The following is a 13,196-nucleotide window of genomic DNA, read 5'->3' as shown; positions in this document are numbered from 1 at the left end:
GGTCGGTCTGGCGTGGCTTCCCCTTCTCCCCTCGGGGAGAAGGTGCCCGAAGGGTGGATGAGGGGGCGGCTCGGCAAATGCGACCTGGCTTTCGCTCGTTCGTTCGCTCCTATTGTCGCTCACCCCCTCATCTGCCCTGACGGGCATCTTCTCCCCGCTGGGGAGAAGGGGGAGTTTGCATCATGACCTTCACCGTCACCGCCCGTGCGCCCGAAACCGCCCGCCGCAACGGCATCCTCCAAGCCGGTTCGCGCATCGTGCCGGAAGAGGTGCCGATCGCCTTTTCCTATGGCGGCAGTTCGCATGCGGTAATGATGGCAACGCCTGATGATCTCGAGGATTTTGCCGTCGGATTCAGCCTGACCGAAGGGATCATCACCGGGCCGGCAGAGATATCGGGCATCGAGGTCATCGAGGGTGAGCAGGGGATCGATGTGCAGGTGAGCCTGGTCGACGACGTCGCCGATCGGCTGCGGGCACGACGCCGCAGCATGGCGGGACCGGTCGGCTGCGGGCTTTGCGGCATCGAATCGATCGAACAGGCGGTACGGCCGGTGCCTGACGTTTCGACATCGCCGCTGGCGCTGTCGCATGCTGATATCGTCCGCGCCGTTTCGCTTCTGAACGAGGCACAGCCGCTGCATCGTGAGACGCGGGCGGTGCATGGCGCCGGGTTCTATCTTCCCGGCAGGGGGCTGATTGCCGTGCGCGAAGATGTCGGTCGGCACAACGCTCTGGACAAGCTCTGCGGCGCCGTCATCGGCGCCAGTGAAAGAGGCGGGGACGGCGCCGTCGTCGTCACCAGCCGGCTCTCCGTCGAGATGGTGCAGAAGGCAGCGATCCTCGGTAGCCCGGTGCTCATCGCCATATCCGCGCCGACGGCTCTCGCCATCCGAACGGCCGAAGAAGCCGGCATGACGCTCGTCGCGCTGGTGCGTGGCGAGGATTTCGAGATCTTCACCCACCCGCACCGCATCTCGCCCGGAAGCATTGCCGATGTCGCATGATACCAAGACCAAGCTCGTCTATATGGCAAACCAGATCGCCACCTTCTTCAAGAGCCAGCCGCAAAGCGAGGCTGCGCAGGGGGTCGCCACCCATATCAATAAATTCTGGGACCCGCGCATGCGGCGGCAATTGTTTGAAATTCTGGAGAATGAGGAGAATGGCCTGGACGCGCTCGTGCTTCAGGCCGTCCCTCTGATTAGAAAGCCGGAGCCGGTGACACACCGGGTCCCATAGCCAGCATCCAGCATTGGGCCCATGCGGGAGGGGAGGCAGGAACACGCTGCCTGCGTATGTGCCGGTCACACTAAGTCTGAATCAAGCCAGGTCTGAATCAAGAAGGAGTTGTTCATGACAGCAGCGGGAACACGTACAGACGGGGCGTTGGCGGGGGCGGCCTGCTCGATCGTGAAAGGATCGTCGCAAGGCCCGGGTTCAATCGGTGGCTGGTGCCGCCGGCGGCGCTCGCCATTCATCTCTGCATCGGCATGGCTATGGTTTCAGCGTGTTCTGGCTGCCGCTTTCCAAGTCGCTCGGGATCACGGCCTCGACGGCCTGCCCCGATCTGACACTTGCCTCGGCGTTGTTCACCACGACCTGCGACTGGCGCGTTGCCGACCTCGGCTGGATCTATACGCTGTTCTTCGTTCTGCTTGGTTCGTCCGCCGCCATCTGGGGCGGCTGGCTCGAGCGGGCCGGTCCGCGCAAGGCGGGCGTCGTTTCCGCCTGCTGCTGGTGCGGCGGCATCATTCTTGCCGCGATCGGCGTCATCACGCATCAGCTCTGGATGATGTGGCTGGGCGCCGGCGTCATCGGCGGCATCGGTCTCGGCCTCGGTTACATCTCGCCGGTCTCGACGCTGATCAAGTGGTTTCCCGACCGGCGCGGAATGGCGACCGGCATGGCGATCATGGGCTTCGGCGGCGGTGCGATGATCGGCGCCCCATTAGCCAACCTGTTGATGAATACCTTCAAGACCGACAGTTCGGTCGGCGTCTGGCAGACCTTCATCGTCATGGCTGTGATCTATTTCGTCTTCATGATGGGCGGCGCCTTCGGCTATCGCATTCCGCCGGCCGGCTGGCGTCCCGAGGGTTGGACACCGCCTGCAGCCAAGAGCACGATGATCACCACCAAACATGTGCACCTGCGCAATGCCCACAGGACAAAACAGTTCTGGCTGATCTGGGCGGTGCTTTGCCTCAACGTTTCGGCCGGTATCGGCGTTATCGGCATGGCCTCGCCAATGCTACAGGAAATCTTCGCCGGTTCGCTGATCGGTCTGCCGGATGTCGGCTTCGCCCAGCTCGACGCCGGGCAGAAGGCATCGATCGCCACGATCGCCGCCGGTTTCGCCGGTTTGCTGTCGCTCTTCAACATCGGCGGACGGTTCTTCTGGGCGTCGCTGTCCGACAAGATCGGCCGCAAGAATACCTATTATTGCTTCTTCGTCCTCGGCATCGTGCTCTATGCACTGGCGCCCACTTTCGCAGGCATGGGCAACAAGGCGCTGTTCGTTCTCTCCTTCGGCATCATCCTGTCGATGTACGGCGGCGGCTTTGCGACGATCCCGGCCTATCTTGCCGATATTTTCGGTACGCAGTTCGTCGGCGCCATCCACGGCCGGCTGCTGACGGCCTGGGCAACGGCCGGCATCGTCGGGCCCGTCGTCGTCAACTATATCCGCGAAGCACAGATCGCCGCCGGCGTTGCGCCCGGGCCAACCCTCTATACCGGCACCATGTATATCCTCGCCGGCATGCTGGCGCTCGGGCTCATCGCCAATGCGCTGATCAGGCCGCTTTCGGACAAATGGTTCATGTCGGATGACGAGGTCGCTGCGCTGCAGGCGAAGTCGGCGGCCGTCAATGCCGGGCCGACCGGTTCCTTCGGCATCGGCACAGGCGGGCTGGACGCCAAGGCGATGCTTGCCTGGGCCGTCGTCGGCATTCCGCTGCTGTGGGGTGTCTGGGTGACGCTGAGGGCGACTTTCGCGCTGTTCGGATAAGCAAAAGTGCCGCCTCGCGGCGGCACAACCAGTCCAGTGAGGCTGCCGTTTTCCTGCAGCCTGCTGCTTGTTCCGCAATAAAAAACCGCCCGTTGCCGGGCGGTTTTCGAATATCCGAATTGTGCAAATGTCCAGATCATATTGGCCGGATCAGGCGGCCAGTTCGTCCGTTTCGTTTTCCTTGAACATCTTGGCAAGGTTCAGGAAGCAGATCATGCCATTTTCCGAGGCGATGATACCTTCGCAATAGGCGCGGTCGAAGGAGGCGGTCACTTCAGGCACCGGCTGGACCTGGCTGGACGAGATGGTGAGGATATCCGAGACACGGTCGACCAGCATGCCGATGACCATGCTGTGAACCTCGGCGACGACGATAGCGCTGCGCTCGTTGGCGACCGTGCTCTTCATGCCGAGCTTGAAAGCCAGATCGATAATCGGGATCACCGAGCCGCGCAGGTTCATGACACCGATGACATCGGCCGGCGCATGCGGGATCGGCGTCGATGGTGCCCAGCCACGGATTTCGCGGATGGTCGTGGTCTTGACGCAGAATTCCTGATCATGCAGGCGGAAGGCAATAATTTCGAGCGTATCGCCGCTGAAGTTAGTCGAATTGATCGTGGCCATTAGAATTCTTCCCAACTATCGTAAGCCAGGGCAGAAGCGGATGCGCCACCATTGGCGCGGACAAGCTTTGCCTTCATACCACGCGATGGCTTTGCGCTCGGCGAAGCATCGTTACGGTTATCGATGACTTTAGCGAAAGAGTGTTGCCCAAATCTAAATTGAAAGACGAGATTGAGAAGGTTTTTAAGCTCGGATGAAGGCGAGGCGGTTTTGCTGCCGATCTCCTCCAGCCGATATTTTCGCAGTCAGGGTATTCCAGGCTTATTCGGGATACCAAAGAAGAATTGCGCCGATTTACTCAGCTTATCGTCTTTCCAATCTGCGAGACCGCCCAATCGACCTGCTCTCTTGATATGACCAGTGGCGGAGCGAGGCGAATCGTGTGGTCGTGGGTGTCCTTGGCGAGAAGACCGCGCTCCTTCAGCGCATGGCAATATTGCCGTGCGCCGCCGGCTTCGGGTTCCAGCTCGATGGCCATCATCAGGCCGCGGCCGCGCACGTCCCTGACGATGTTCGAGCGGATCGACCTCAAGCCTTCGAGGAAGTAGTCGCCCATAACAGCGGCGTTCTCGACCATGCCCTCTTCCGTCAGCACCTTGAGTGCTGCGCGCGCCACTGCACAGGCGAGCGGATTGCCGCCAAAGGTCGAGCCGTGCTGGCCGGGCTGCAGCACGCCCAGAACTTCGGAATTCGAAAGCACGGCCGACACCGGATAGAAGCCGCCGGACAGCGCCTTGCCGATCAGCGTCACGTCGGCCTCGATGCCTTCGTGCTCCTCGGCCAGCAGTTTGCCGGTACGACCGAGGCCGGTCTGGATTTCGTCGAGGATGAGGGTGACGTTGTTTGCCGTACAAAGCTCGCGGATGCGGGTGAAATAGCCCGCCGGCGGGATGATGACGCCGGCTTCGCCCTGGATCGGCTCGATCAGGGCCGCCACCGTGTTCTCGTTGATTGCGGCGGCGAAAGCCTCGGCATCGCCGAAGGGAATGATACGGAAGCCTGATGTGTAGGGGCCGAAACCGCTGCGGGCATCGGGATCTGTGGAGAAGCTGATGATGCTCAGCGTCCGGCCATGGAAATTATCGGCGCAGACGATGATCTCCGCCTTGCCCTCCGGCACGCCCTTGACCTCATATCCCCATTTGCGCACCGCCTTGATGGCGGTCTCCACCGCTTCGGCACCGGAATTCATCGGCAGGATCTTGTGCGATCCGGTGAGAGCCGCGAGCTCTTCGTAGAGATAGGCGAGCTGATCGTTGCGGAAGGCGCGGGAGGTGAGCGTCAGCCTGCCCGCCTGCTCGACCATGGCGGCGAGGATCTTCGGATGGCAATGGCCCTGGTTGACGGCGGAATAGGCCGAGAGGCAATCGAGATAACGGTTGCCGTCGGTATCCCAGACATAAACACCTTCGCCACGCGTCAGCACCACGTCGAGCGGCTTGTAGTTATGGGCGCCGAGCCGCTGTTCCGTGGCGATCAGTTTTTCCGAAGTGTTCATGGCCGTTCTCCCTCTAATCTTATTTCAACGCATGTCGTTATCGCAAAACCGCTGCACACTTTTGCTCGACATGCTCTTATGCGGCGCGTGTCGGGCGATCGAAGATGCGGCGGCCAAACAGGCTTGCCGTCAGCTCCACCAGGATGCGGGCGCTCTTGCCGCGATCGTCGAGAAACGGATTGAGCTCGACGAGATCGAGCGAAGAGACGAGGCCGCTGTCCGAAAGCATTTCCATGACCAGATGCGCCTCGCGGAAAGTCGCACCGCCAGGCACCGTCGTGCCGACGCCGGGGGCAATCTCGGGATCGAGGAAATCGAGGTCGAGGCTGACATGCAGCAGGCCGTTCGCCTTGGTGATGACATCGAGGATCTCACGCATGATGGCGCCGATGCCCTGCTCGTCGATCGCGCGCATGTCGAAGACGTTGACGCCGTGTTCGTGGATTTCCTCGCGCTCGCGCGCATCGACAGAACGGATGCCGACCTGGAAGACATTCTTCGGATCGACGAACGGACGGTCCTTCGGCAGGATGTCGGCGAACTCAGCCTCGCCGCAGAAGAAGGCGACCGGCATGCCGTGAATATTGCCGGAGGGCGAGGTGGCCGGAGAATTGAAATCGGCATGGGCATCGAGCCAGAGCACGAAGAGCGGGCGGCCCTTGCCGGCGGCATAGCGGGCCATGCCGGAGACGCTGCCCATGGAAAGGCTGTGGTCGCCGCCGAGAATGAGCGGGAAACGGCCGGAGGCGGCGACGTCGTGGACGCTGCTTTCGAGCGCGCGGGTGAAGGCGCCGACGATCCTCAGATTATGGGCCTTCGGGTGGCTCGGCAGATCCATCGCCGGCACGATCCTGAGATCGCCGATATCGGCGACGTCATGGCCGAGCTCGATCAGCGTCTGGTCGACGCCGGCAATGCGCAGGGCCGCGGGGCCCATGGCAGCCCCTCTGCGGCCGGAGCCTTCTTCCAGCGGCGCGCCGATGAGGGTGACAGATCGCGATTGCGCATTCATTTGGGAGGGCTCCGTGTTGAGGCCTGTTTTCGGCCGATAGTGGGATAAAGGGTCGGCGGCAAAAAGATGGAAAAGTGTCAGAAATGGACTATGATTGCTCAAATTGATAAACCTATTTTGACAAAGTGATCAGCGTGGACGATCTCGACACCGAACTTCTGAGCGCACTTCGCCATAACGCCCGGATTTCCGTCTCCTCGCTTGCGGCGATGACCGGTGCATCGCGGGCAACGGTTGCCGCCCGTATCGATCGGCTGGTGGCCAGCGGCACCATCGTCGGCTTCACTATCCGCACCGGCCATGAGACGCGCTCCGCCGGCGTGCGCGCCATCGTCATGATCGAGGTGCTCGGCAAGCTCGCCGACAGGGTGGCCGATCAGTTGAGGGGCCTGCCGCAGGTGCGCGCGCTTCACAGCACCAACGGCAAATGGGATTTCGTCGCCGAACTCGAGGACCGCGACCTTGCCGCCTTCGACGAGACGCTGCGCCGCATCCGGCTGATCAACGGCATCAATTCGACCGAGACCAACATCCTTCTCAAGACCAGCAAAACCGGTTTCTAAACCGGCTTAAAGCCTGTGCATGCTGTCCTCAAACTGCTGCACAGCTTCGAGCGAGATGCATCAGTATTCCCGTTCGTAGACAATGCCGGCTTCGCCCTCACCGTTGCCGCCGGCCCCTCCGCGCAGCTTGACGCCGCGGCCGACATCGAGGTTGATCACAGCCTTGGCGCCGGCCGAGCCGCCCTGCTGCAATTCGAAATAGGTGCGGTCGTTGAGGTAGCGGCCGACGCTGACGCTCGTTTGGCCCTTGGAATCGGTGCTGACGTCGAAATCGTCGACGCCGAGCTGGTTGCGCAGGCCTTCGAAAAGCGAGGTGGAGCGGTTGCCGGCCAGCTGACTGACGGCGTCGGCGAGCTGGGCGATCTGCACTGGCGAGAGCTTCGACATCGACTGGCCGAAGATCAGCTGCGCCAGTACTTCGTCCTGCGGCAGTTCGGGCGAGGAGGAAAAGGTGATCGCGGGGTCGGTGGCGAGGCCGGCGACGTCGACGGTCAGGGTCGTCGAGCCGGAGGCCGAGGTCGCTTCCATATCGAGCGCCGGCGTCAGGTCGCCGACAAAGGTGATCCTGCTCTTATCGGAGAAATCCAGGCGGCGGTTGAGAATTGTCATGCGGCCGCGGCGCATGGTGAAGCCGCCGGTCACGATGGGTGCAGCCGCCGTTCCGCGGATCGTCACCAGGCCGCCGAGTTCGGCGTCGATGCCGCGGCCGCGCACGAAGATATGCGAGGGCGCGTCGATTTCGAGATCCAGCGTGATCACGGAGGACTTCTCGCCGGGTTTGCGCTCGCCGCCATCGCGCAGCTGTGCAAGCACCGCCCGCGGCGCATTCTTATGCCGGATGTCGACTTCTCTCAGCGAAGTCGGCAATTTTGCCGGGACCGTGATCGAGGTCTTGTCCAGCCGAAGCTTGCCGCTCAGCGTCGCATTGGTGATCGGCCCGCGCAGGCCGACCGTGCCATTGACGGTCGAGACGACAAGCGTTCCATCGACATAGACCGCCTTGTCGAGCTTGATCGAAATGTCAGCGGGAAAACCGCCGGCCGGCTGGATGCCGATGGTGCCGCTGGCCGAAATCGTGCCGCCGCCGCCAAGGCTGCCGCTGAGGCGCGATATCACCGCCTGCTTGCCATTGAAGGTCACGGTCGCCGTCAGATTGTTGACGGCCATATTGCGCCGGACGTCGACGAGCTTTGCGCCATTGGTCGAGACAGTGCCGTTGATGACGGGTGCCGCGGCCGTTCCGCCGATCTGAAGATTGACGGTGGCGACGCCGTCCGCGACAAAGCCCTGTTGCGCAAGCGGGGCGCCGAGCACGGCGAAGGGAAGATTGCCTGTGAAGCGCATGTCGATGGCGCGAGCGCCGGTGATGACGACGCTGCCGCCGCCCTTCAGCGACATGCCGGCGTCACCGGCAAGGCTGGTGTCGACCGTCAGCCTGTTTTCGGCAAGTTTGCCTGATGCGCCGATGGTGAGTGGTGAAAGACCAGCGCCTTTCGTCTGGCTCGTCGCGGCGTTCTTCCAGTCGACCTTGAAGTCGACGACGGGCGAGGACAGCGCGCCAGTCGCTTTGGCCGTCGCCGAGATCGTGCCTTCGGTTCCGATACCCGGAACAAAGCCGTTGGCGATGGCAGCCGGAACATTGGCGGCGTTCGCCGTGACGTCGATCGATCGGATCGTTGTGCCTGCGATGGAAAGATTACCGGCGGCTTTCAGCGAAATGCCGCCGCTGCCGCTGAGGTCGGCATCGAAATCCAGCCTGGCGCCAGCGTATTTTCCCGTCGCCGCCAGCGCAAGGCGGGACAGGCCGGCAGCCTTGGTGTGGCTGGTCGCAGCATCCTTCCAGTCGAGCTTGAAATCCACGATCGGATTTGCCGGCGTTCCCGACGTCACGGCGCTTGCCGAAAGCGTGCCTTCGGCACCGAGACCGGGAACGAAGGCATTTGCGATATTTGCCGGCAGTGCCGGGATATCGGCATTGATCGAAAGGTCCCGGATGGCTGTTCCGGCGATCGTCACGCCGCCCGTCGCCTTGGCCAGCACGCCGTCCCTGCCGGCGAGATTGGCATCGAAATCGACCCTGTCATTGGCGAATTTGCCGGAGGCCGCAGCACTCAGGCCCGAAAGGCCGCTGCTCCTGGTCTGGGCGGTCGCGGCGTTCTTCCAGTCGAGCTTGAAATCGACCGCCGGCTTCGGAAGCGCGCCGGAAGCGGATGCCGTTCCCGAGACTGTGCCTTCGGCCGCAAGACCCGGAACGAAGCCGTTGGCGAGGCCTGCCGGGAGGTTGGCGAGATCGGCCTTGACGTCAAGATTGCGGACCGACGTGCCTGAAATCGCGACGTTGCCGGCGGCCTTCAGCGAGAGGCCGTCCTTGCCGGCGAGATTGGCATCGAAATCGAGCCGGTTGTCGGCGAAGCGTCCCGATGCGGCAAGTGCGAGGCCCGAGAGGCGAGCGCTTCTGGTCTGGCTGGTCGCAGCATCCGTCCAGTCGAGCTTGAAGTCGGCTTTCGGTGCGGCGGGTGTTCCGGCGGCGGACACAGTGCCGGATATCGTGCCGCCGGCCGCCAGATCGGGAACGAAGGCATTTGCAAGACTGGCGGGAAGCTTGGCAATCTCGGCATCGACTTTGATGCTGTCGATCGCCCGCCCGGCCAATGCGACATTGCCCGTGGCTTTCAGTGAGAGCTCTTTGTCGCCGCTGACTGCCGCGTTGAAATCAAGCTTGTTTTCGGCAAATTTACCCGACGCGGTCACGCCAAGTGCTGCAAGGCCGGCACGTTTCGTGTGGCTCGTCGCAGCATCTTTCCAATTGAGATCGAAATCGGCGGTGGGGGCGGAAAGCGACCCGGCGGCCGCAATCTTTCCCGAGATCGTGCCTTCGGCGGCGAGATCGGCGACGAAGCTGTTTGCAATGTTTGCCGGGATGTTTGCCAGCGCCGCATCGACCTTGACGTTGCCGAGCGTCGTGCCCGTGATGGCGACATTGCCGTTTGCCGTCAGCGAGAGGCTGTTGGCGCCGACGATCCCCGTGTCGAAATCGAGCTTGTTATCCGCAAATTTACCCGACGCGGTCACGCTGATCGCGGCAAGGCCGGCACGTTTCGTGTGGCTCGTCGCAGCATCTTTCCAAACGAGATCGAAATTGGCAGTGGGGGCGGAAAGCGACCCGGCGGCCGAGATCTTTCCGGAGATCGCGCCTTCGGCGGCGAGATCGGGTACAAAGCTGTTTGCGATATTTGCCGGAACATTCGCCAGTGCGGCGTCGACCGCGACGTTGCCGAGCGCCGTGCCCGTGATGGCGACATTGCCGTTTGCCTTCAGCGAGAGGCTGTTGGCGCCGCCGATCACCGTGTCGAAATCGAGTTTGCTGTCGGCGAATTTTCCTGATGCCTTGACGGCGAGCTCGGCAAGGCCGGCACGCTTCGTCTGGCTCGTCGCAGCGCTTTTCCAATCGAGATCGAAATTGGCGGTGGGATTAGCGAGCGAGCCGGAGGCCGCCAGTTTTCCTGTGATCGTGCCTTCGGCGGCGAGATCGGGAACGAAACCGTTGGCGATGCGGGCAGGCAGATTGAGGATATCGGCGTCGACATCAAGCACCGGCGCTTTCGGGTCAGCGAGCGCGACATTGCCGACAGCCCTGAGCGACAGGCCGTCATTGCTGCCGACCGTCGTGTCGAAATCGAGCTTGTTGTCGGCGAATTTGCCGCCGGCGGTGATGCCGAGCGGTGCCAGACCCGCCCCCTTGGTCTGGCCCGTCGTCGCATCTTTCCAGTCGAGCTTGAAATCGGCAACCGGTGCTGCCGGCGTTCCGGTCACGGCAATGGTTCCGGAGATCGTGCCGCCGGCTGACAGGTTGGGCACGAAACCGTTGGCAAGCGCTGCCGGCAGCTCGCGGATGTCTGCATCGATCTTCAGCGTTTCGCCGGCGGAACCGGTGACGGTCACCGAGCCGGTGCCGGTCTTCAGCGTCACCCCGTTCAGATTGGCGGCGCCGCCGCCGATGGTGACCTGCGTCGGTGCGGCAAGCTCGATCGGGATATTGCGGGGGCTTGCCGAGAAGCGATCGAGGTTCAGGTGCATCGTGCCGCCGGCCGCTTCGATATTGCCGGCCGCCAGAACGGGATTGCCGTCATAGGCAGCATCGAGATCGAAATCGGTATGGTCTTGCTGCTTGGTAAAATCGAGCGAAAGGCCGGCGAGCCTGTTCGTTCCGGCACTCACCTCCTCGGCCTTGACCGTGCCGTTTGCCGCAAGGGCTTTGAGATCGCTGACCGTGACATCGATATCCGGCTTGACGATCGCAAGCGTATCACGGCGGATCGAGCCGCCGGTCGCAAGCAGCTTGAGCGCAATCCTGCCGCCATCGCTGCTGACGCCGAGCGACCCTTTGAGATCGCCTTCGGCCTTCTGTCCGCCGAGTGCGGCGAGCAGGCCGATATTGGGGAAATCGAAGGTCAGCGCGCCTGTCGGCTCAAGGGAAGACGAGAATTCCACATTGCCGGTCAGCCGGTTGCCACCAATATCGGCGGTCAGCGCCGGAATGCTCGTCTTGCCGCCCTGCGAGCGGATGTCGCCGTTGATGCCGATCGGCTGTCCGTCGATCGTGCCGGTGGCGGCGATCCTGCCCTGTGGCGCCTTGGGATCGGCGAGACCCGACAGGTCGATATTGAGGTTGCCGAGCACGCGGTCGGCCATTTCAAGCCTGGGCGCCTTGAGATTGGCCGTGACGGAAATTGCCGGGAGCTCACCTCCCACTCTCAACGCATAACCCGCCCCGCCGCTGGCCCCGGGGATGAGCTTGCCGATGTCAGGCAACCGGCCGGAGAGATCTGCGTTCAAGATCCCGCCGTCGAGCGCGACATTGCCGGCGGCTTCGAGCGTACCGGACTTCAGGACGAGGTTGGACAGCGCGAATTTCGACGGAATGGTGCCGACCACCTGGCTTTCGAGCGAGATCGGTCCGTCGAACCTGTCTGTTGCCGCAGCCGGCAGGGCTGCCGGGTTGATGGTGAGCTTGAGGTTGCCGGTCAGCGCTTGGTCTGCCAGCCGATAGGAGCCGTTGAGGCCGCCGTTGATATTGGCGCTTTCGACGGTGGTGCCGTTGAAGCCGATACCACTGGGCGAGATCTGCAGCGGCGAGGCGATGGTGATCGGGCCTTGGACCGCACGATTGAGGTTCGGCTCGGCAAAGGTCGCGTCGCCGGCAACAAGGCGCAGCTGAACGCTGCCGGAACGGGCGGCGAGATTGAAGGCGTCGCTCTTTGCCGTCAGCTTGATATTGCCGATATTGGCCTGCGGAAGGGTTGCGGTGTCGAGCGAGCCGCTGACGTTCAGTCGGGCGGCCTGCGCATCGCCTGTTAGTGCCAGGTTGAGACCTGATATAAGGAAGCGCGCTTCGCCTTCGGCGAGTGGCCAGCGGAAATCGACAGGCCCCGACGTGCCGAGCAGATTGGCGTTCAGGCTGTTGTTGCCGGCCGGATCGAGGGTGCCCGAGGCGGCGACCACCACGCTGCCGGTGGCGATGTTGCCGGTCTGGATATCGATCTTGCCGTGATTGTCGAAGGTGGTGGCAAGATCGATATTGGTCTGGCCGGCAAAAAGCGGCCGGAATGCCGATGGAAGCAGCGAGCTCAGGTCACCGCCGCCCTTGAGGTCGAGGTGGTGCAGCCCGTCTTCCGTAATCTGATGCCGAGCCTCGATTGCGGCGCGCTGCTGCCCGTCGAGGGCAGCCTGCAATTTGCCTTTCCAATCGGATATCGGCCCCTGGCCATCGAGATCGATGTTGACGGCCGGGCTGTCCGGCAGGCCGAGAAAGCCCGCCAGCAGTCCGCCCTTCGGCTCGGACAGCTGCGCCTTCAAGCGCAGCCGGTTTTCGGTTGGGGCAAAAGCGATGTCGGCGACAAGCCGCGCATCCGGAACCGCGTGACGGCTGACATTGACGACGGCCTCACCACCATCGCTGTTCGCCGAAAGGCTGCCTTCGGCGGCGAGCGCAAAGGCGCGGCCGGCAAGGGGGGCGGCAAGTTTGATATCGGGCAGCGCGATGCGGTCTACATCGACTCTAATCGGAAGGCTGAATCCGCCGGAATTTTCAGCCTCGGGCCGCGAGGGCAGGGTGCGTACCGGCTTGCGCAGCACGTTGATCGCTTCGATCTCGAAGCGTTTGGCATGGAAGGTTCCGGTCAGCAGCGCAAGCGGATTCCAGTCGATCGCGACGCCATGAATTTCCGCAAAGACGCCCCTGGTATCGGAGATCGAGATCTCGGCGGCGCGAAGCCCGCCGGTCAAAAGGCCTTGCGGTTCGCGAACCTCGATCGTCATGTCGCGATTGGAAAGCGTGGAGGCTATCTTTTCGGTGACGATACGGGCGCCAAAACTGGTGAAGCCGAAGATCGCCAGTGCCACGACCGCGAGAATCAAGATAGCGCCGACGACATAGCCGGTGAGCCGTACGACCCAGTTGACGATTTTTGTCAGCGTTTGCAT

7 protein-coding genes and 1 pseudogene are annotated in these 13,196 nt (G+C 62.7%); 4 read left to right on the top strand and 4 right to left on the bottom strand.

Annotation, left to right across the window (positions count from 1 at the left end; genetic code table 11):
- The first annotated feature begins 182 nt into the window (after positions 1-182).
- From fdhD to BA011_RS18150, 3 genes and pseudogenes are all read left to right on the top strand, one after another.
- On the top strand, positions 183-1,007 hold the full coding sequence (fdhD, locus tag BA011_RS18160; protein ID WP_065281474.1) for a formate dehydrogenase accessory sulfurtransferase FdhD: 825 nt from the start codon (positions 183-185) through the stop codon (positions 1,005-1,007).
- Complete coding sequence (locus BA011_RS18155) at positions 997-1,242, top strand: formate dehydrogenase subunit delta (protein WP_065281473.1); 246 nt, start codon at positions 997-999, stop codon at positions 1,240-1,242. Before fdhD ends, BA011_RS18155 begins: the two co-directional genes overlap by 11 nt.
- Before the next feature lie 114 nt (positions 1,243-1,356).
- Positions 1,357-3,013 (top strand): annotated as a pseudogene (locus BA011_RS18150) (OFA family MFS transporter).
- Between the two features lie 150 nt (positions 3,014-3,163).
- Here BA011_RS18150 and BA011_RS18145 read toward each other — a convergent pair.
- The 3 genes from BA011_RS18145 to rocF all read right to left on the bottom strand — a co-directional run bounded on the left by BA011_RS18145 (position 3,164) and on the right by rocF (position 6,150).
- Complete coding sequence (locus BA011_RS18145; protein WP_003543427.1) at positions 3,164-3,640, bottom strand: chemotaxis protein CheW; 477 nt, start codon at positions 3,638-3,640, stop codon at positions 3,164-3,166.
- Between the two features lie 298 nt (positions 3,641-3,938).
- The gene (gene rocD, locus BA011_RS18140) at positions 3,939-5,138 is read right to left on the bottom strand and encodes an ornithine--oxo-acid transaminase (RefSeq protein ID WP_065281472.1); all 1,200 of its coding nucleotides are present in this window, start codon (positions 5,136-5,138) and stop codon (positions 3,939-3,941) included.
- A 76-nt stretch (positions 5,139-5,214) separates the two neighbouring features.
- Positions 5,215-6,150, bottom strand: a complete 936-nt coding sequence (rocF, locus tag BA011_RS18135) for an arginase (RefSeq protein WP_065281471.1) — start codon at positions 6,148-6,150, stop codon at positions 5,215-5,217.
- Positions 6,151-6,275: 125 nt separating this feature from the next.
- Between rocF and BA011_RS18130 the strand changes: the two genes are divergently transcribed.
- Positions 6,276-6,713 (top strand): Lrp/AsnC family transcriptional regulator, encoded by a 438-nt coding sequence (locus tag BA011_RS18130; RefSeq protein ID WP_171376692.1) that lies wholly within the window; start codon positions 6,276-6,278, stop codon positions 6,711-6,713.
- 60 nt (positions 6,714-6,773) lie between these two features.
- On the opposite strand, the gene BA011_RS18125 is transcribed toward BA011_RS18130, so the two are convergent.
- Positions 6,774-13,196 (bottom strand): translocation/assembly module TamB domain-containing protein, encoded by a 6,423-nt coding sequence (locus BA011_RS18125; protein WP_065281470.1) that lies wholly within the window; start codon positions 13,194-13,196, stop codon positions 6,774-6,776.

This window comes from Rhizobium leguminosarum, assembly GCF_001679785.1.
GTDB lineage: Bacteria > Pseudomonadota > Alphaproteobacteria > Rhizobiales > Rhizobiaceae > Rhizobium > Rhizobium leguminosarum_R.
This window is presented reverse-complemented; position numbering and strand designations above follow the sequence as displayed.